This is a genomic window from Alteromonas sp. ASW11-130, from assembly GCF_026183735.1.
In the GTDB taxonomy this organism is placed as follows: Bacteria; Pseudomonadota; Gammaproteobacteria; order Enterobacterales; family Alteromonadaceae; genus Alteromonas.
Window position 1 is genome coordinate 211,171 of the sequence record NZ_JAPFRE010000005.1, and the last position, 18,625, is coordinate 229,795.

The following is an 18,625-nucleotide window of genomic DNA, read 5'->3' on the forward strand; positions in this document are numbered from 1 at the left end:
TTCGTCCATCACAAGTACTGTGAATATCGAAACAATATTTGGTTTCAGATGTGGTAGTTCAGACAACAGCCGAAAGGTCACTAATATTAGTCCGCACCATCAATAAACTTGATGGGCCACTCAGCCTCCATTTGATAAGCAAAAAACACCATGATGCCGCTTCAAGAAAAGTGCAAAATTCGGTTCCCCTGAACCATCAACCCAAAGAGCATGGACCATTCACCCAATTTGTCTGGACCACGATAGCAATTTTATTGGACCAAGTAGGTGTGACGTCTGGTACTCATTTTGTGTTTATTACCGGTAATCACTTTGTGTATAGCAACAACTGATGACTTTCAGTAATCAATAAGTGTTTACCGTACCCGTAAAACGCGCAGAAGGCCTTAGCGATACAAAAATGACTATCGTCGATTAGCGTCGACCATTGTTCATTCCAGCCTATTTTAGCTGCTACACTTACGACACGCTTAACGAGTAATTGGGAATAGAAATGGATCAACGTGACAGCAAGCCTGAAGTGACAATCGAAGCTTTAGAGGCAGAAATAGCCGACCTAATCGATGATCCTGTGCTCAGAGAAGAATGGCTTAATACCAACGTCTCCATTCTGGGATCAAAAACGTCTAAGAGCTACTTCAACACTCCCTCGGATAGAGCAAGGCTCATGCAAGTTGTGCTTGAAATGAAATTCGGTGAGATGGCTTAGGCCGCTTGAGTAACAGCGACCTGAGCCATTAAATGCAAAGTCCGTCAGAGCAAGTTGGGTTTCGACAACAAAGCCCCGCACGAGCGAGGCTTTGGATTCAATATTCAGGCGAAAGTTTCTCAGTTTTCCCCATCTTTTCTTGGCTTATAGCTTAGTGACCATACTTATTCGTTTTATTCGAATCCGCCCAGTTTTTTTGATTTAATATAATTTATAACTGCTGACGCACCAGATTCTCGATTCTCTATCACAACTTGAGAAGATGTGATATTTCCACCCCCCCTAATTGTCTGTTTTGTATACCAATTCCAAGCATCTCGTCTTGAATCGGACATTGCTTCCAGCATATTGACTATTAGCAGTATTTCTTTGAGTCGTTTTGTATCCGCATGTTTTGCATCATTGAGAGCTTGAGCAGGTAACGCTGTGTATAAGCAAAACTGCTCTTCGTCGATGCCAATTTCGCGGATAATAGTTTTTATTTCATCGCGGATTGATGAGGCCATATTTTGTCGCAGTAAAGAAGTAGATTTATGTACACTATAGTCGATTCGTTGATTTAGCTAGTGTGCTTAATAACTGCATTAATCGGTGCAACCAACTTTGGCGGATTTAGCTTTGCTAGATCATCGATTTCGGACGCGTAAGCTATAACTGTGTTTCTTTAAGGTATTGATCACTCATCTTACCGGTGTAGTTGAGACTCACCGGGGACGGAATAGATGAAAGGTATATAAATACAGGAGTGAATGTCCTGTAACTGTGTACCTTTAGGGCATTAATCACTTATCTCACCGGTGTAGCAGTGACTCAACGAGTATGGAGTGGATGGAAGGTATACGAATACAGGGGCGAATGTCCTGTAACTGTATACTTGTAGGGCATTAATCACTCATCTCACCGGTGTAGCAGTGACTCACCGAGTATGGAATGGATGAAAGGTATACGAATAAAGGGGCGAGTGTCCTGTAATCGTATACTTTTAGGACATTAATCTGTAGTGGCTCATATCTGATCTGCCCCTGTCAGACGCGGGTTGAGACCTCATCTGACAGACAGCTACAGACAAGGAGCAGACGTTCAACGCTAGCATTTGCGGCTGGTTTGGAGCTTAATGGAAACACAGTTCGAAAACATGCGCATGTTAGAGGTTGCTGGCATAGACCTTGTATCTTTGATCCTTGGTTGGGTTTACCGACATATAGTACGAGCGGAAATTCCCACGAACTATGTGCTTCCTAAAACGCTCTTTCTCGATTAAGTCTTGCCAAGGATATAACCACATTTCAGAAACAACATAATCCTCATCAAGATGCACAAACATCAAGTGCGTAGGGACTTCTTCTCCTTCAATTTTTGGTATAGCGCTAGTTCGAGTCCACCCACTATTTGAACCACGGCGCGTTTTGACAGGTATCGTCATTCCACTAGTTGTCTCAACATCATGCTCGAAGCTGTCATCAACAAGGTAACCACCTACAGCAATTTTTGTATAGATTTCACCTAGCCATCCTACCAACTCATCTCCTTTGAGCACTTTTCCATCAGAATGCTCAACGAGCAGCTCTCTGATTTTTTTCTGAGTCATCGAGAGTGTTACGAATAGACCGGAAAAATCCTTTTCTATTCGGTCCATTGAGTTGAAGTCAAAATCCATCGAAAACCTCTACCATCCTATTGCTTATACTTCATAGTAACACCCGTTTCTCATGAAAAACCATATCCTGTGTTGTCATGGAAAAGAATATGAAATGCCCGCAATTGGCGCACAACGGCCATTTAAGTAATATCCACTTAAACGTACTGCTCTCCGTATGCAGCAGGCTCTCTGGTTTTATTCAATTTGCTTAAATACATAATCTACATCGTAATTAGCTCACCTAAGCTTTAGAATTTACAAATATTTAAATCGTCTTCGTGAGAGCTCGGTTGGGTTTAGTTTGGTAAAGTTAAGGACAGTTTTCGTTCCTGATAGTGGATTTGCAAACAAGGCTTCATAACCTCGCTATCGAAGTCATAGACAAGCAGATATGGCTGGTAAAGATCGAAAGCTTGGCCAACGAACACACTAACTGCATTGGATGCACAGATAAGTAAATTTACTTTCCTGATAGAAAATTGATCGTAAAGCTTTAGCAGTAAAGCGTGTAAATCGTTCCGAAGTTGTTTCCCGTTGTCAGGATGAGGAATAGCAGCGTTCCCATATGCTAGCGCTTGTATTTCAATAGTTGGCATCCCGATCTTTTCCGCAGTCCGTTTCATGGCCTCCGGGTATTGCGTCATCGCGATACACACAGTGACTTCGTCTTTACCTTCAAGTTCGACCTCGTCAAAAGCAATGTTATAGGGTTTAGGCACTTCTGAATCTTGTGGCCACATCCAATATCCACCGTCTCGAAACCTTAACATTGGAGTAATCTCACACTTATTACCCAAGCATGCGCCTAATCCGACCAAGGCGGGCATAGGGCCAAATGCGAACAAAGCTGCTTTGTATGACTCGTTCTGCGTCTGCTGAATGATTTCGTCAGCCTCTGCTCTGACGATGTCGGCCATACTACTTTCAAACACCTCAACCTTTTTTCTGTAAAGGCGCTCATTATGGCTGAGTCGATTTAACCTCCCTAATGATCGTGCTCTAATTCTAGACATACTATTAGCGATATCGCGATCATCAGGCTCTGAAACGATATGTCCCCCTACAGGCCATAAAACAGAGAAAGCAGGGATTGGCTTAAAGCTAAGTCCTTCTAAGAGAGATTCCACTGTGTGAGTGAAGCTTGAGCGCATATGGGATAAGCGAGCTGCATCAAAATCGACAGCGGCAACTTTATCTATGAGTCGATGATGCTTGTCACACAAAACTAAAACATTCTCTGGATCATCAGATTGGTAGTCAGACAAGTACGGAACGCCTCGAGGCCCTGACTCTGAAGAGGCAATAATGTGGGCATTGTATGCAAAGTTTCCGGTATACCCAGTGAGCTTCTCTACATTGAGATTTTCTCCACACCCCTCGAACATACAATATCCGTGGCTATCTCGCGCAAGTTGCTCAAGCGTTCCTTTACTAAAGGATTTACCTCTACCTTTTGTTTGCCTCTTTTCCCAAATAGCCCGCAGAAAATCAGGAAGGTCCTTTATTTTGATGTCCATAGACTGGGCCTGAGACTCATTCCAGATGGCAATCACAGACTCCATCGAAGCAAGATGTTTTCTCTCAAGATGCTTGCCTTGCATATGACGCACGTGGACTTCGTCTGCTATGCCAAGTTTATTAAAAGCGGCTTCAATTTCACCAAAAACGAGATTCAGCCGCACACTGACATTTAGGGTCTCACTCAATAAAACTATCAGCTGGTTTTGTGCCGATTTATCGGTCAGCACGCCACCCTCGCTCCATTTGGGTAGCGTACCAATAGCGTTTATGAACTCGCCTAATTTCTCAAGTGAGCCTATCGGATCGTGTTGTGCTTGATGAATAACTACGGTCTCAGTACTCATAATAGGTCCTTGTATATGCGTTTAAATTCTGTTCCTGTGCGGTGATAAATGCAGAAATGACTAATGCCAACGATCACAAAGATAAGATTTCTATCTGAATTGCGTGCACAACATGAATGCCAGTCCTTCAGGTCAACATGCGAAGGGCTAGGAATTTGCTCTGGATGGGAGTGCCATGTCCCAAGATAGCCCGAAGTTCCTTTGGATTCTTCGAAATGTTTATCAACAGACTGCTGATGACGCGGGTCTTGCATAACAAAAGAGGTGCGTGTCGAGTCATCTTTGGCTAATGGTTGGGTACAGTCCTCAATCCAAAATTGAGAAGCACTTTGATTTTGCCCGCCTATCAGCACACCAAAGGCTTCAGTGCTTTGCTTTTTATCTTGTTTTAACGTCCGCCATGTATCTAATACCGCCCTGCTTACGTAAACGATGTGCTTCTTAGATTCGCTTATACATTCAACGGCTACATACATCACAATCCTCATCGAGCAGCGGGAGTCTTTTTAATGACTCTTTGAATTGGTAGTACCGGTGAGTGAGTTTGATGTTTTCAGCTTGTGCATCATCGTCATCCCCTTTCCAACTGACTCTACAAGAATCAGCTTGTTTGCCTTCCAAATACCGGATCGCGAGACTACTCGCCATGACAGCTGTTTGCGCGGAGCTGGCAGCGCCGTAACTGATAAACTGGTTCCCACATCCAGCTATGCTTTTCATCACATCCTGATTGGCTTCAATGAAATTCAAATTTGAATGTAATCCGCGACAACCATCAGCATGATCGACATACGCACATAACAAACATCCGTCCGTGCCGCTGATATCAAGTACGGCGTGACCGCCTACCCCAAAACCCTCTAGCCAGCAATTCAGCGTCGTTACATCGATATTATTATCTAACAAATGCTGCTTGAAGAAGCGCTCGAGAGAAGGATTACCGATGGCAATAACAATGAGGTCAAAGAAGTCACAAGGATATTTTTCGACGAATGTCAGTAAGCTTTCACAAGAATAATGAGCATCAGACCAAGGAAACTGTGCATGACACTGATAAACCATTCCCATCGACTTCGGCAGATCAATGTATGCTTGAGGAAGCATGTGGCGATGGAGATTATCAATCTGGTAAAAATCAGGATCTATGAAGTGCAAATGCCTGACACCTGCTGCGGCTAATTTATGCCCGACTTCGCTTCCTACCGACCCGACACCAACAACAGCAACCTTCTTGTCTGCTAGAGAGGTAGAGCCGCCTCCACGTTGCACCACATTTTCCTGATTAAACACACGCACACTGATAGGAGTCAGACGCCACCCATCAATTTTATTTGATGATAAGGGCAATGCTTTTTTGTTGTCATTGTCGAGCTTTAACGCGAACCATGTTCGGTTGTTATCGACGGTAATTGCAGTGAAGACGATCCAGTAGTGCTTATCTCTCCACTGGCCTAATTGATCACGCAACTGATTCAGTCTTTCATCTGGCAACCTATTAATTGTTTTGAGGTACCAATCTTCAACAGACTCATTTGAGTTTGGCGCTGGTATCAATTGGTCAAGTGGAATAACTACCGCTTTACCGGCTACTTTCCTATCACGTTCCTTAATCGAAAAGTGCATTTCACTAAGCTTAGAAATCTCTGAATCAGAAGGATGTGCAACATAGTAGCTATGCAGACCATATTTCGCCTTTTCGATTGGCTCATAAACATCCACACGTTGCAAAATGGGCTGGCTAAAATTGATCAACAACGGTTTCTGTCCGCTCTTGCAGAGAAAGAGCCAATTGCTGTAAAACTCTCTCAGAAGCTCTCTGTCATTCCAGTCAGGATCCGACATTACCGATTCCAGCAAGGATATGTGTCGCTTAAGTGAATCTCTGACTAACAACAGAGGTTGATCAAAATTAACAGATACGGCATCAGGCGCATTTACACAAACCAATCCCACTTCAACATCGTCAATACGCTCAATGTTAACGTGAGCAAGCTTGCCATACTTAGAGGGTTCTAATAAGAGAAACTCTGGCAACGAGAGAAACCGGTCTTCTATTCTAAGCATCAACTCCGCTGCATAGCCGGAAATGGTAGTTGACACCTTGACGACTCCTTGACCGAAGAAATCGCCCGGTTCACAGTCAAACCCATATTCTGAAAGATACTGAGAGATCTGATTTTTCAAAATCACGCTCCCTGCGACGTACCAACTGATCCAGCAGTGCTAAAAGCAACTTTTGCACCTTCGTTTCTGTTGGCGTCTTCAGCAGTCTCAAAATCGTCACCAAACAGTTCACGTAAAATATCACATTGCTTTTTCAGCGATTCTTCCGCCAGCGCTTTATCCAATTTCCGCAACACCGTATTCAACTTATTCCAAAATTGGGTTCCAGTCGCCGCACTACTGCCGTCAAAGATATCTCTAGAAGGCGTGACAGGCAGATCTACTTTAACCCGGTAATTTCCATCAACCTGCGGTTTAAAATACCCCCCAGTCAGGATAGCGGCCACTGTGTCTCGAAGTGCCTGAAGGTCGTCTGGCTTCCCTTCTTCGTTAAGTACAGGCTTAAACTGTTCTTTCAACATGACGGTGATCCCGATCGAATAAACCTTCTTTCGTACAGAATCTTCGAACTTTTCATCACGCCAACGCTTCATGTAACGAACCAGACGTTTATACTGGCACAGTTTATCCTCGGTAGAGCCAATATAAACGTAGGACGACTTATCATTGATGTTATCGATAAGGCCTTTGGGATCTGATGGCGACCATTCTTTCACAGCGTCTCCTGAGTTACGCTTCCCTACCGCCAGCTCATAGTTGTCGCCACTTTTCCTATACACAACAATATCAATATGAAGATTTAAGCTGGCGTAATCTGCGGTCACGCAGGGCATCTTTATTTTCGCATCTTTAAAACCGCGCTTTTCAAGAACGCTACATACTACCTTTTTCACCTCTACCGGGTCTTCTGGAGCATTTGCAGAGTCAATGACAAGTGCTCTGTCGATGTCAAAATCGTTTTTCGGATGTTTGATCGTGGTAGCAGTCCTCAATGAACCTTGTATAAAGGTTTCTATGACTGGGTAACCCGCCTCTTTAAATGCTGCCTTTAGCGCCGCTAGAATGCTCTCATCTTTCTCTCTGGCATCCCGGTATTTGTCATCTTCACGACTCAGCTTGATTGCGTTATGAAAATTGATGAATTTTCGTTGAATAGACATAATTATTACCTCTTGCTTCGTTACAGCTTGCCAACAAGAGGCAAACCTTTTGGTGTTGTTGAATCACAGATTAAGTGACTGAGATACCCGACCCCACCGAGTAAAACAAAACCCCTAATAAATTTTTCTAATGGCTCTTCTGGTTTCCATTGGTAGCATTTGATAAGACCGACGGTTATTAAACCGGCAAATGTTATGCTATGAAAAAATTGTCGATGATTAGGGTGTAAAGCAGGCTCTATATAGTCTGGGAGTTTGCCGGAAAAGCTTCCTAATAGCGGCGCAAGCAGTAAGCTGTGAGTGATTGGATGAGGGTGATCATCAACCATTGCGGCAAGACCAGCCGCTCCTGATCCGACGAACATATGTGTAGTTCCACTGGACATTTATTTTTCCTCTTATTAATTTCTTTCCTGTCATAGAAAATATGTGCTCATTAACTAAGGCGGAAAAATGAGCAAAACTGGACAATGTCCAGAAAATAATTTTTTTGCGCCTAATGGAGTGGTAGATGCAAGGATACGAATATTTCGATAGCGACGATGCTATATCGCAAGTTCAAAGCATGAGTGAGGAAGACATGCTCAGATGCCTCAGAGCTGCTTATTACTTCATTGATAAGTACGATTTGCCGATAGAAGGCGAGGACTTATTAAATGAAGCGATAGTTAGGATACTAGAGGGTAAACGGCACTTACCGAAAGGCGTGAAGGTATATACTGCGATTAATCAGATAATGAAGAGCGTTAGTTACGAGATGCTTACCAAGCGCAGTGATGAGGCCATGAGAAATACGTCACCTTTGGACGATGAGTCTATTGCGGGTAGTTTACTGGATGGCTATTCGGAAAAATCAGACCAACGGTGGTCAATGCTCACTTCACTTTTCAAAGAAGATGAAGATGCTAGCGCTTTTTTAGCAGCAACAGAACAAGGCATCAAAAAATCACAGATTGTTGAAGACTTATTCAACGGGAATGAAACTGCATATGACAGCATGCGTAGGAAAATCACAAGAAAGGCATCATCGCAGATGAAGGGGTCTATGTAATGGTAAACAAGGAAGCAAATGAGCTGTTGGATGATATTATGCTCGATAAGATTGCACAAATGTCTGACAAACAGCTAAATAAAGAATTAAATCACTATGTGTCTGATTTAGACGTTGTGAAAGCTCGCGTTGTATCGAGACTGACATCACATCAAAAGCCTACTCCACTCAGTGTGTTGCAGGCTGCGCGTCAAGGGCTTGAAAGACAACGTGAGCTATACAAAAAGTCTACTATCCGTGAAACGCTAGTAAGGAAAGGAACTGATGCGAAAGGAATGCTTATTAAGCTTATGGCTCAAGGAAAACTTCCAGAAAACCTCACGCTGGCATTTCGTGATGGCGAGGAGTTCACCGATCATGATGCTGAAAAAATACTCGAAGACCTAGTCAACATGGGAGTAGTCGAGATTGACGATAGCAAGGATTAAGCAGCACGTCGAAAGCCTTTATATTGATCGCTATGGTATAACTTCTCCCACAGAAATCGACATTGAAGCTATTGCTTTTGATCGTTCCGCTACTGTGCTTCAGGGACAGCTTACAGGCTGTGAAGCCATGATCATTGGTGCAGGTGACAAAGCCACAATCACAGTAAACGAAAAAAGCAGCCCACAACGTCAACGTTTTTCAATCGGTCATGAATTAGGACATTGGTTTAAAGACAGAGGGAAAGTCGGAAACCTCTGTTCAAAGCATGATATGGACTCGCCGTCTGGAGCTGGAAAATCGCGAGAAGTAATAGCAAATGAATATGCATCAGAGCTACTGCTACCCACCTATCTACTAAAACCTGTTCTGCAAGACAGACCTCTCGATCAGTCTTTGCTCAGTGAAGTAGTTAGCGCGTTCGATGTAAGTTTCATGGCCGCACTTCGACGCGTGATCGGAAGTCAGCATCACATGGGCTTTTTCGCAATGTATGATTCAAAAGGAAGACGACGATTGTTCAAAGCAAACGAATCTTTACCCTACGAATTCCTTCCACCTCAACTCGCACCTGAACATTCACGCACTTATGAATTGATTCACAACGGTAAAAAGTCAGGATATGGCTTAACGGATGGGGAAGTATGGTGTAGACGAGACCTAACAGACTTGGGTGTTGTCCATGAGAACGCCTTCCACTATCACGATGATATCTTTATAACACTTGTCTGGTGGGAGGATGATGAACCTATCTGGCAATTTATACAAAAAGGTGAGATTGGCGAATAATTCCTTAACAATTGAAAAATGTGAGCAATCAAAAATATGTAACATGAATCAGTCTCGACTTAACCTGACAGATTGGTACTTGCGCATTACGGCCAACCGACACCTATAAAGTGAAGGTCGGCAAAAGACAAGAAGCGAACGTTTAACGCGCACTTCAGTCGCAGGTGGTATCTAGCAGTTTTCTGTCAGTGTTTGAGTGAAAGCGAGTAACGCATAGTATATGATTTCGTACTAGTGGCGCTTGCTATATTTTCACAGGGATTTCCCACGTTCTTTTTATACTTTGCATTGATTCAACAAACTCGAAACTCGCCTCCCAATAATATTTATAGCTTGAGAAGAACGCTTTTCTTGTTGGTTCCTTATCGTGCGGGATAGTGAAACTAAACTCCAAGATGGTTTTGTCGTCTAAATGGTTAATCTTTGCTGTTGAACTTGACTCCCAAACTTTATCTTGCCGACTCCCATCACCGGCCGTTTTGCTTCGCCGCCATAAAGAAATTGTTATTTTTTTAACACTATTAAAGTTTGGCTTACCAATTTCAATAGAGCCTTTAAACTCCTCACCAATTGTGCAGAATGATGGCGTTAATGTTAATGGGGTCTTGCCTAACTTATAAAATTTCCGCTTTTGATAAGTCCCTATCGTCAATAAGAGAATAGAGAACGAGAGAAAAAAACCAGAAAATAAGTATGTAGCAGGTGGGTTTGTGTCAGTTGATATGCAAAGAAGGGTAATTGCAGGCAGCAATAAAACGATACCGGAAATTTGAAGGAAAATGCCACCTGTGCTCTCTTGGCTGCGTATGACACTATTAATTTTATCCACAAATATTACTCCTTTCATAAATAGCCATCGCCAAAATCGATGGTAATGCTTAGCTGCGAAGCGAAACCGAGCCAGATGCTGCGCCTTATCATTTAACCCGCTTGTCACAAGACCATTACTTTTTTCGCATTTTAAGTAAGAGGTACATTATGCCTCCCCCGAATAGCAACAGCACCAAAAGAATAACTACGGATGTTGTTAATTTTGACCAGTGAACAGATCTATCTGCGACAGCTTCACAAGGATTATCTGGATTGATAAAGACTCGAATGTGCTTGTCAGCTTTATAATAAGATTTAAATTTATAAGCTAATTGTTCCAAGGGGCCATTATCTGTACCTTCAACCCACCAGACCCTACGCCCAATGCAATTAACGCCCTCAAAATCGTATTGATAGGTAATCTGAGGGCCGTGATAGGTGTACACGGTTGTATTTGAAGAGCTATGGGAAGTTGTCGTTGTTTGGATTGATGCGTTCAACAATTTCGCATCAACTGAAATCCAATGAATTGAATTAATGTTGCCGTATATTGAAGTTATAATGTTTTTCAACATAATAAACATTAAAAAAAAAGCCACAGTAAGAAAAATGTGAAGGATAATTCGCGCTATTTTGTCATTTTTGTCTTTATTTACTTTGGCCAATATGTAATCCATATTTCAATTTTGAAAAGTGAAAATATTCAGTGCAGGGCTCATAGCTGAAGCTTCATAGTAACAACCGCCACTCATTAAAACCATACCTTGTGTTTTCATGGAAAATAATTATGAAATGTCCGGTTTACGTACACTAGAGACTGTAAGATTTGATCTCGCTCTGTTATAAAAAGTGTCAGATAAAGTGGTGACTAATCCAATTAATCATGTTAACACCAAGCGATTCTGTCGTAATTGCTAATTACCAAGGGGATTTGTCGGTCATTTTTTTATGTGCCTGTTAGTGTTTTGTTTTTTGAATACTAAAAGGCATGTTGAGGATGATTGTGATGGATTCTAAAGCTCAACTCACCGTTGATATAATAGCTAAAGTGGCTGAAGGCAGGATAACAATTGTCAATGCTGCTAAGTTACTCAGCAAGTCTCGACGCACCATTGAACGCCATGTAAAGCAATATCAGCAAGTTGGTATTCAATTCGCTATTCATGGTAACAGTGGTAAAGCCCCACCCAACAAAACGCCGGTATCAATAAAAAAAGCGGTGCAGGCCTTAATCAAAGAAAAGTATTTTGATTTAAATTTGCTCCATCTTGCGGAAAAGCTAGAAACCGATGAACACATTGTCGTGAAACGAGAGACACTGCGTGGTTGGGCACATGATATTCATCATGTTAAACGAGCCAAACGAAGACGTAGCAATGCTCGAAAACGCAGAGAGCGCATGGAAGCACCGGGTCTAATGATGCAAATGGATGGCAGTCCACATCTCTGGTTTGGGGATAAAAAGCACTGTTTAATTGCCATGATTGATGATGCAACCAGTGAAGTCTACGCCGAGTTCTTTCCCTCAGAAAGGACGGTTGGTTGTTTAAAAGTGATGCGAGATTGTATTGAAACCAAAGGCGTGTTCAAAACGCTTTATGTCGATAGAGCCGGTATCTTTGGCGGCCCTAAACGCTGCAACTTCTCACAGATGCAGAGGGCTTGCGAAGAGCTAGGGATTGAAATCATCTTTGCCAATTCACCACAAGGCAAAGGCCGTATTGAGCGAGCATTCGATACCTTCCAAGACCGTCTTGTTCCCGAGCTTAGGTTGAACAATATCAATGATATTGCTGCCGCCAATGCCTACCTTAAACACGTCTTTATTCCGCAGTTCTGGCAAACCAAAATTCAAGTTAAATCAAAGCAAGCACCTGAATTTACGCCTCTGTCGAAACACATCAACCTTGATAATATATGCGTCATTAAAGATCACCGCAAAATACGTAATGACCATACCTTCAGTTATGGCAACAAGTTCTACCTAATAGATTCACCGCTCAAGCACTCCATTGCCAATCAGAAAATCGAGATAAGGAACACGAGTGAAAAAGGGTTTACCGCTCACTTCGCTGGAAGAGAAATTGCCGTTTCTGAAGTCAATGAGCTTAGTAAATTAGCAATTGAAGATTTAGAGGTTCAAAAGAAACTAGAGGTGTTGGCCTTAGTTGAGAAACTCGGTAACGTCTCTAAAGCATCGCGCCAAAGTGGCGTGTCACGTGACACGATATATCGTCACTTAAGACTGGTTAAGCAAGGTGGCCCTGAAGCATTAAAACGCCAAGAAACACCTAATCTACGGCACAAAAACTGTGTGGATATTGGAATCGAGAAAGCGGTAATCGAGTTCTCTCTTAAACATCCTCACCTTGGTCAGCAGAAGGTGGCACATAAGCTAACAGAAGCATTAGGCATTGATGTTAGCCCAAATGGCGTGCGCAGTATTTGGTTGAGGAATGATATGAATACAACCGCACTGAGAATTGAGAGATCACTAGCTTTGTATGAATCAGCATAATAAATAGCCAGTTGTTTAACTGACTACTTTTTAATTACAACAACTGTTGCCCTCTTGAATTGGCGGGCATTTCACTGTTCCATATGAGCAATAAACGCAGCAGTCGCCGCTCAAAGGCTTTAGCAGTGATTTACATTTAGTGCATTCATAAAAAAATTGGCATGCAGTGGTTGGCATTTCTTCTTGCTGGCTGTAATCGCAATGTGGGCAAGTAATCGTCGATGAGAGTTCTATTTTCGCCATAGTTTAGTGTTCCTCTGAGGGTTTCAATATCGTTCAACTAGCGACGGCCTTACGACTTCACTAGTGAAGTATAACCAGCATTCTTTGTAGCCTTTGTTAGTGCATCAGGATTTGTTATTTCATCGTCAAATGTTACAACAGCAAGTTTATTTTCAAATGTCACTTCCACTTGTTTAACGCCTTTAACGCGCTCAAGTGCTTTTTCTACTGTTATCGGGCACGTTACACAATCCATAGACGGAACTTCTAACGTAACAGTTGCATCTTTTGCAAACGTCGCCGTGCTGCTTATCAACAATAAAGTTGTAATCAATAACTTCTTCATTTTTCTCTCCAATTAGAGTTAAGTGGTAGCACCTACACGACCCATATGATCCAGTAGTTGCTGGTAACAAAAACAAACGCCAACAGTGTGGTAAACCAAAATACTGCTTTTCGTCGTGTTCTTACCTTTGGGACTGCACAGGCCTCGTCATCCGCACAGTTTTCAACAGGCTGATGTATCTTCCACCCAGCAAAGCCAAATAAAACTACAACCACGAATATAAAAATAGGACGATAAGGGTCTAAGAGTGTTAAATGACTAATCCATGAACCACTTATACCCAATAAAAGTAGAACAAGAGGCCCAGCACAGCAGGCACTTGCACCGATTGCTGCGGCAAGCCCGCCTAAGATTGATAGTTGACTACTTTTTGCCATATTTAGGTTTATTACACTATTCTTTTAAGCATAGTATAAACTCCGTATATGGGTACGGAGTCAAGTGATGAGTCATTTTACGGTTGAAGTGACTGAATGATTGGGCAATCTTTATCACTTGGATTAGTTTTACAGTCTGAAATGAGCGAGACAAGACTGTCTTTAAGGTTAAGCAAATCTCTTAACTTACCTTCAATTACTGCAAGCTTTTGTTCAGCGAGTTGCTGAACATCTTCACAATTACCACCACTTAATCTTAATAATGATGATATTTCCGCCAACGTAAAACCTAAATACTGTGCACGCTTTATGAACAATACTCTTGAAAGTGCTTGTTCTGTATATTGCCTGTAACCCTGCATTGGTTTGATGGGTTGTTTAAGTAAGCCTTTGCGTTCATAGAAACGAATGGTCTCTACACCAACATTTGCCTCTTTTGCAAGTTTACTGATTGTATACATTGGCTACCTTTAATATTCTGGTTAATTCAATAATATACAAAACGTCTAATTAACTCATGCTTCAAAGGAAATATTTGCATATTTATTGAAGTGGATAATACTAACTGTTACCTTAAATACGACAAAATCGCTCGGTAATTAGACCGACATAATCCCTTGGTATTCACACTACTACACTTTTTTATGATTTCATCTGAATCTGACAGATAGAGATTGCTCTCTACAAAATTCTAGGATGATATTTCGAAAGTAACTTTCATCAGTCTTGTATCTTATAAAGAATAGTAAAACATTGTCCTCCTCCACCTCTGCCCTAATATCATTTATTCCCGCATCAATATTAATTTTGTCAGTATTCTCTATACGGTGTATGTCAGACGCTTTAAACTTCTCTTTGGCTAAGAGTTTCAAGAGTTCCATAGGATCGGTATTATCTGATAGGATTTCTACCCCGAGTTTCATACAGTTAACTCCAGTTATTGATGGCAATAGTTTTTATCGAACGGATATAATTTTCGATAATTACACTCATCAAATTTTAAGACGACTTGCACAATTGTCTCATCGAGCAAGTCGTTTATAGAAGAATTGAATTTCTCTTAGTAAGAGTCTCTCTCATATTGTGATCGTCGTGTATGCTGGGCGAATCGAAGTGGATTCATAAATATATCATCTGGCAGCTCAAAAGAATTGAGCATATTTGACTCTTCGGCGGGTAGAATGGGTAAGGTATTCTTAAGCTCATCAACATTATCATCTATTCTTGAAAACATGCCTTCGACAACTTTGTAGACTAATCCGTTTTTCATTGCTTTTACTAGCTTTCCGTAGTTGATTACATCAGATACATTAATAAACCACTCAGTAATGGTTATATATAATGTAGTTTCTTTATCTGTTTTTCGGCACGACATTGCTGTTATGAGGTTCGTTGTCCGCTCGCTGCAATTACTTAAAATTTTGAGGGAAACTCCGAGCTTGGGCGCTTTTTCCCATGTGCCAGATATTTTGCAGACAATCTCCTTCGTACCAAACTTATTTTCGTGTACAAAAAAATCCCTTTTGTAAACTTTTTCTATCACTTCTTCCGCGAGCACAGAGTTTTCTACTTTTATAAACCATGTTTCGAAGCCATTCTCCACGTGTGGTCTAAGTTGAAGGTCCCTTTTGATTTGAGTATTGCTAGCAGGCTTAATAATCAGTAATTGATTTAGGTTCTTCTGCTGCTCAAAAAAGGGTGAAAAGCTATCCTGCTCTGAACAAAGTTCAAAGATTGTTTTAAAATATTCGTTGTAGTCATAGTTATGTTCTAGCGTGACCGGGTCTACCGAAATCCACTCAAGAGCCACTGGACTGCCGTTTAATAGAAAGACTTGAGAATCATTTATTGGGCACTTATCTGGTCCCATAACCCAATCATTAGTTACTCGAGTTTCATCTGAGGCAATTGGATATCCAAAAATCAGATAGGTGAAGGATTGCATTCCTTGTCCCCTTAACCCAAAGGGTATAGGTTGGTCATCTGTATCCATCCATTCACCTACTCCGTCAATTTTTAGGAGTTTTTGAATGTATTTCTCAATTTTTTGGGCTCGAGGTGAAGGCTCTTCCAAATGACAAAAAAACTCAGGAAGTTCTGCTTCAGGGTCTTTAAGTCTGGCTTGGATATAATTGAATACAGCTTCTTGCAATGCTTTCGGCTTAGTAATATTTAAACAAAACTGGTCTGCATTGGTTGGAGCTAATTCATCTACGATATCGAAAAACTCTTCTTCCTTGAGGGGCCAGAAAGTTGGCATAAATACATTAAACGCGAGAAGCCTATAGCAAATTTTATTGAGCCATAGTTTGCTCTCGAGAACAGTTAAGTCTGGACATCGATCTATATTCAGATCCTTCCACTCGGAGCCTTCACTTAAATTTAAGAAGAGTGAATCGAAAATTTTTTCTTGCTTTGGCAAATCAAAGATTTCAAAAATTTTTTCTGTTAAGCCTAATCGGTTTGTATTGCAAAGTATTCGAGAGTTAAGTCTATCAACTAAAACAGGAAGCACAGATTTCAATTTTTTTAGTTCGCGTCCGCTTGATTGACTGTTTAGAGTGGCTAATTCAAACCATTGAGATTGATTGCTAGATGAAAGTATTCTTCGTCGTAAATCTTGATAGTTAGGGCAATGATAAATAGCCCACGCAATAATTTCGTAAGCTTCGCTAAGTTGGATATTCTGCAAACGACTTAAATTCTGCGCTTGTTTTTTTACATTTTTCAGTAGAGGGTGAAGTGTAGGCATATTCTCTCCAATAATATTATGCACAACATAGAAACCCGCCCGATCTGTGCTGCTTTGCATTATTGCAGAAAATTGAAATAGAATTTATTGCTGACTTTTTGGGATTTTTTTCGTCGGAATGTAATATTTTGCGGATACCAGCAGCCCCACTTCTGCTAGTTCCATTCTAAAGTCAACCTTTCAGAATTTCAACATTTTTAAAACTGTAAAGTTATGTGTCTTCAGCAGACCATCGCCTTGGCTGTGGTGACGATCCGCTTCGCTCAAAGAAGCTCTTCTACTGCAAGAGGATGGCCGTTTAGTATAGATCTATCCAACACATTCAAATAATAAAAGCTAAAAATAGTTGCTGTTAATAGCAGTTGCAGGCCATAAAACAAAGCTGATTCGTGCTAGCCTCTAATATTCGGTATTTAACATCGGAAAAATCAGGAAGGCGTTTAAAGGTGATAATAACCAAGAACCTTGGCATCATAACATAAATGTAAAAGGAATAAGAATAAGGCAGTCATGATTCGAAATACATCAATACTTTTTCTAATGAGCTTTTTTATATTCGCATGCACGTTTTCTAATGACGCATACGCCCAAGTGAAGAAAAGTACATCGGGGATATGTCATGATGCTTCGAGTGCATCCTACAATCGAACCAAGAATTTCGAAGCCTTTAGTACTATTGAGGCCTGCCTTGAAAGTGGTGGTCGATTACCTAAAACAAAATCGACATATCAACAAGCGGAAAAAGAAGCTGTTAGCGAAGGTAGAGCCTTTACCTCTGAATATGAAAGAGCCGATTGGCCGCATTGGATTGATGATGACAGTGACTGCCAGAATACACGCCATGAAATGTTGATATCAACATCCAGCATTCCAGTCGAGTTTAAAACAGAAAAAGGATGCCAAGTAGTGAACGGTGAATGGTACGATCCGTATTCGGGTAGCACATTTACTGATTCTACTGAACTCGATCTTGACCACATTGTTCCGCTAAAGTTTGCGCACGGTCATGGTGGCGATAAATGGTTCCGAGATAAACGACAGACATTTGCGAATGACCCTCAAAACCTTCTACCTGTTAAAGCATCTCTCAATAGACATAAAGGTGCAAAAGGTTTAGATGAGTGGTTACCCCCAAATCGTGCTTACCGATGTGAGTACATAAAGCGGTTTATGGGCGTAATTGACAAATATGGGCTTCTACTTATTCCTAGTGAAAAAAGAGTCATCAACAGAATGCAGAAAGCCTGTATAGGTAATTAGCCTACGTTAGACGATGGAAGAGTCATTGCGAAACATTGAATAACCGTGCGTTAGTCCAGTTACTTGTTCGAAGAAAGCAAGCTAGATTTATTCGTATTGCTATTGTAAATAGGTTTTTGACATGGAATGCACATACACAAATGAAGTAAAGGCAATTGTCGCCGACACCTACCTCGCTTATACCTCTGATATTGACGGTGCAGAGGCGTTCAGACGTTTTGTTTCGAGAGCAAAGCCTCTTATTGATGTTCGGAGAGACCCAACGTTTTCAGCGTTTACGGATGAAGAGCTGATTGATGAAATGGTTTTGCTAGAGGAAGATATACTTATTCTATTAAGAGGATATTCGTATAAAGGCTCCCGCTTACAGCTTGTAAGCAAGTAAACCGATGTTTAGTAACGTGAATAGATTTATTTAAGACAAAAGCGCAGACTTTCCTGAGAGGGCCATAAAGATACTATGTGCAATGGTGGTCTGCCGAGTACGTGAAGCAGACCTTGGCTCATTAAGATTTTAATGACACGAATGAGGTAATCAACGGTCATGCTACTAATAAAAAGAGGGCGTTCAGAATTCTGTGTCAGCTAGTTAGGCTTAAATATCTAATACACTATCCAGTCGCCCTTCGAAGTGGAT

At 41.4% G+C, this 18,625-nt stretch carries 22 protein-coding genes; 8 read left to right on the forward strand and 14 right to left on the reverse strand.

Annotation, left to right across the window (positions count from 1 at the left end):
• The first annotated feature begins 50 nt into the window (after nucleotides 1-50).
• Nucleotides 51-332: a hypothetical protein gene (locus OPS28_RS01880; RefSeq protein WP_265607719.1), complete on the forward strand. Its 282-nt coding sequence runs from the start codon at nucleotides 51-53 to the stop codon at nucleotides 330-332.
• Nucleotides 333-493: 161 nt separating this feature from the next.
• Complete coding sequence (locus OPS28_RS01885; RefSeq protein WP_265607720.1) at nucleotides 494-709, forward strand: hypothetical protein; 216 nt, start codon at nucleotides 494-496, stop codon at nucleotides 707-709.
• Nucleotides 710-882: 173 nt separating this feature from the next.
• Here the strand turns inward: OPS28_RS01885 and OPS28_RS01890 are convergent, their stop codons facing one another.
• From OPS28_RS01890 to OPS28_RS01920, 7 genes are all read right to left on the reverse strand, one after another.
• Nucleotides 883-1,215: a hypothetical protein gene (locus tag OPS28_RS01890; protein ID WP_265607721.1), complete on the reverse strand. Its 333-nt coding sequence runs from the start codon at nucleotides 1,213-1,215 to the stop codon at nucleotides 883-885.
• A gap of 638 nt (nucleotides 1,216-1,853) precedes the next feature.
• Entirely contained in the window at nucleotides 1,854-2,366 is a 513-nt protein-coding gene (locus OPS28_RS01895) for a hypothetical protein (RefSeq protein ID WP_265607722.1), read from the reverse strand.
• Nucleotides 2,367-2,644: 278 nt separating this feature from the next.
• Nucleotides 2,645-4,213: an SAVED domain-containing protein gene (locus OPS28_RS01900; protein ID WP_265607723.1), complete on the reverse strand. Its 1,569-nt coding sequence runs from the start codon at nucleotides 4,211-4,213 to the stop codon at nucleotides 2,645-2,647.
• Nucleotides 4,210-4,689 (reverse strand): Mov34/MPN/PAD-1 family protein, encoded by a 480-nt coding sequence (locus OPS28_RS01905; RefSeq protein WP_265607724.1) that lies wholly within the window; start codon nucleotides 4,687-4,689, stop codon nucleotides 4,210-4,212. The genes OPS28_RS01900 and OPS28_RS01905 overlap by 4 nt, the downstream gene beginning before the upstream one ends.
• Nucleotides 4,673-6,397, reverse strand: a complete 1,725-nt coding sequence (locus OPS28_RS01910) for a ThiF family adenylyltransferase (protein WP_265607725.1) — start codon at nucleotides 6,395-6,397, stop codon at nucleotides 4,673-4,675. Before OPS28_RS01910 ends, OPS28_RS01905 begins: the two co-directional genes overlap by 17 nt.
• 2 nt (nucleotides 6,398-6,399) lie before the next feature.
• Nucleotides 6,400-7,437, reverse strand: coding sequence for a nucleotidyltransferase domain-containing protein (locus OPS28_RS01915; protein ID WP_265607726.1), 1,038 nt, complete (start codon nucleotides 7,435-7,437; stop codon nucleotides 6,400-6,402).
• A 20-nt stretch (nucleotides 7,438-7,457) separates the two neighbouring features.
• Nucleotides 7,458-7,823: a metal-dependent hydrolase gene (locus tag OPS28_RS01920; protein ID WP_265607727.1), complete on the reverse strand. Its 366-nt coding sequence runs from the start codon at nucleotides 7,821-7,823 to the stop codon at nucleotides 7,458-7,460.
• A 125-nt stretch (nucleotides 7,824-7,948) separates the two neighbouring features.
• Here OPS28_RS01920 and OPS28_RS01925 point away from each other — a divergent pair, with 125 nt between their 5' ends.
• The 3 genes from OPS28_RS01925 to OPS28_RS01935 are packed head-to-tail and all read left to right on the forward strand — an operon-like array spanning nucleotide 7,949 to nucleotide 9,703.
• A complete protein-coding gene (locus tag OPS28_RS01925; RefSeq protein WP_265607728.1) occupies nucleotides 7,949-8,488 on the forward strand; it encodes a hypothetical protein in 540 nt (179 codons plus the stop codon).
• Nucleotides 8,488-8,916: a hypothetical protein gene (locus OPS28_RS01930; RefSeq protein WP_265607729.1), complete on the forward strand. Its 429-nt coding sequence runs from the start codon at nucleotides 8,488-8,490 to the stop codon at nucleotides 8,914-8,916. Before OPS28_RS01925 ends, OPS28_RS01930 begins: the two co-directional genes overlap by 1 nt.
• Nucleotides 8,897-9,703, forward strand: coding sequence for an ImmA/IrrE family metallo-endopeptidase (locus OPS28_RS01935; protein ID WP_265607730.1), 807 nt, complete (start codon nucleotides 8,897-8,899; stop codon nucleotides 9,701-9,703). Before OPS28_RS01930 ends, OPS28_RS01935 begins: the two co-directional genes overlap by 20 nt.
• Before the next feature lie 244 nt (nucleotides 9,704-9,947).
• Here OPS28_RS01935 and OPS28_RS01940 read toward each other — a convergent pair whose 3' ends face one another.
• The gene (locus OPS28_RS01940; protein WP_265607731.1) at nucleotides 9,948-10,532 is read right to left on the reverse strand and encodes a hypothetical protein; all 585 of its coding nucleotides are present in this window, start codon (nucleotides 10,530-10,532) and stop codon (nucleotides 9,948-9,950) included.
• 115 nt (nucleotides 10,533-10,647) lie between these two features.
• Nucleotides 10,648-11,178, reverse strand: a complete 531-nt coding sequence (locus tag OPS28_RS01945; protein ID WP_265607732.1) for a DUF3592 domain-containing protein — start codon at nucleotides 11,176-11,178, stop codon at nucleotides 10,648-10,650.
• Between the two features lie 332 nt (nucleotides 11,179-11,510).
• Between OPS28_RS01945 and OPS28_RS01950 the strand changes: the two genes are divergently transcribed.
• Nucleotides 11,511-13,031 (forward strand): ISNCY family transposase, encoded by a 1,521-nt coding sequence (locus OPS28_RS01950; protein ID WP_265607750.1) that lies wholly within the window; start codon nucleotides 11,511-11,513, stop codon nucleotides 13,029-13,031.
• A 30-nt stretch (nucleotides 13,032-13,061) separates the two neighbouring features.
• On the opposite strand, the gene OPS28_RS01955 is transcribed toward OPS28_RS01950, so the two are convergent.
• The 5 genes from OPS28_RS01955 to OPS28_RS01975 all read right to left on the reverse strand — a co-directional run bounded on the left by OPS28_RS01955 (nucleotide 13,062) and on the right by OPS28_RS01975 (nucleotide 16,728).
• A complete protein-coding gene (locus OPS28_RS01955) occupies nucleotides 13,062-13,274 on the reverse strand; it encodes a GDCCVxC domain-containing (seleno)protein (protein ID WP_081502319.1) in 213 nt (70 codons plus the stop codon).
• 49 nt (nucleotides 13,275-13,323) lie between these two features.
• Entirely contained in the window at nucleotides 13,324-13,599 is a 276-nt protein-coding gene (gene merP / locus OPS28_RS01960) for a mercury resistance system periplasmic binding protein MerP (RefSeq protein WP_265607733.1), read from the reverse strand.
• 32 nt (nucleotides 13,600-13,631) lie between these two features.
• Nucleotides 13,632-13,976, reverse strand: a complete 345-nt coding sequence (locus tag OPS28_RS01965; RefSeq protein WP_014951207.1) for a mercuric transporter MerT family protein — start codon at nucleotides 13,974-13,976, stop codon at nucleotides 13,632-13,634.
• Nucleotides 13,977-14,053: 77 nt separating this feature from the next.
• Nucleotides 14,054-14,437, reverse strand: a complete 384-nt coding sequence (locus OPS28_RS01970) for a MerR family transcriptional regulator (RefSeq protein WP_265607734.1) — start codon at nucleotides 14,435-14,437, stop codon at nucleotides 14,054-14,056.
• 599 nt (nucleotides 14,438-15,036) lie between these two features.
• Entirely contained in the window at nucleotides 15,037-16,728 is a 1,692-nt protein-coding gene (locus OPS28_RS01975; RefSeq protein WP_265607735.1) for a hypothetical protein, read from the reverse strand.
• Nucleotides 16,729-17,319: 591 nt separating this feature from the next.
• On the opposite strand from OPS28_RS01975, the gene OPS28_RS01980 reads away from it, so the two are divergent.
• Entirely contained in the window at nucleotides 17,320-17,988 is a 669-nt protein-coding gene (locus OPS28_RS01980; RefSeq protein WP_265607736.1) for an HNH endonuclease family protein, read from the forward strand.
• Between the two features lie 121 nt (nucleotides 17,989-18,109).
• Nucleotides 18,110-18,373, forward strand: a complete 264-nt coding sequence (locus OPS28_RS01985) for a hypothetical protein (protein WP_265607737.1) — start codon at nucleotides 18,110-18,112, stop codon at nucleotides 18,371-18,373.
• Nucleotides 18,374-18,625 lie beyond the last annotated feature (252 nt).

Excerpts from the sequence above, each read along its gene's own strand:
- OPS28_RS01885 (WP_265607720.1), top strand. The coding sequence starts at position 494 with ATGGATCAACGTGACAGCAAGCCTGAAGTGACAATCGAAGCTTTAGAG.
- OPS28_RS01890 (WP_265607721.1), bottom strand. The coding sequence starts at position 1,215 with ATGGCCTCATCAATCCGCGATGAAATAAAAACTATTATCCGCGAAATT.
- OPS28_RS01895 (WP_265607722.1), bottom strand. The coding sequence starts at position 2,366 with ATGGATTTTGACTTCAACTCAATGGACCGAATAGAAAAGGATTTTTCC.
- OPS28_RS01900 (WP_265607723.1), bottom strand. The coding sequence starts at position 4,213 with ATGAGTACTGAGACCGTAGTTATTCATCAAGCACAACACGATCCGATA.
- OPS28_RS01905 (WP_265607724.1), bottom strand. The coding sequence starts at position 4,689 with ATGTATGTAGCCGTTGAATGTATAAGCGAATCTAAGAAGCACATCGTT.
- OPS28_RS01915 (WP_265607726.1), bottom strand. The coding sequence starts at position 7,437 with ATGTCTATTCAACGAAAATTCATCAATTTTCATAACGCAATCAAGCTG.
- OPS28_RS01920 (WP_265607727.1), bottom strand. The coding sequence starts at position 7,823 with ATGTCCAGTGGAACTACACATATGTTCGTCGGATCAGGAGCGGCTGGT.
- OPS28_RS01925 (WP_265607728.1), top strand. The coding sequence starts at position 7,949 with ATGCAAGGATACGAATATTTCGATAGCGACGATGCTATATCGCAAGTT.
- OPS28_RS01930 (WP_265607729.1), top strand. The coding sequence starts at position 8,488 with ATGGTAAACAAGGAAGCAAATGAGCTGTTGGATGATATTATGCTCGAT.
- OPS28_RS01950 (WP_265607750.1), top strand. The coding sequence starts at position 11,511 with ATGATTGTGATGGATTCTAAAGCTCAACTCACCGTTGATATAATAGCT.
- OPS28_RS01955 (WP_081502319.1), bottom strand. The coding sequence starts at position 13,274 with ATGGCGAAAATAGAACTCTCATCGACGATTACTTGCCCACATTGCGAT.
- merP (WP_265607733.1), bottom strand. The coding sequence starts at position 13,599 with ATGAAGAAGTTATTGATTACAACTTTATTGTTGATAAGCAGCACGGCG.
- OPS28_RS01965 (WP_014951207.1), bottom strand. The coding sequence starts at position 13,976 with ATGGCAAAAAGTAGTCAACTATCAATCTTAGGCGGGCTTGCCGCAGCA.
- OPS28_RS01970 (WP_265607734.1), bottom strand. The coding sequence starts at position 14,437 with ATGTATACAATCAGTAAACTTGCAAAAGAGGCAAATGTTGGTGTAGAG.
- OPS28_RS01975 (WP_265607735.1), bottom strand. The coding sequence starts at position 16,728 with ATGCCTACACTTCACCCTCTACTGAAAAATGTAAAAAAACAAGCGCAG.
- OPS28_RS01985 (WP_265607737.1), top strand. The coding sequence starts at position 18,110 with ATGGAATGCACATACACAAATGAAGTAAAGGCAATTGTCGCCGACACC.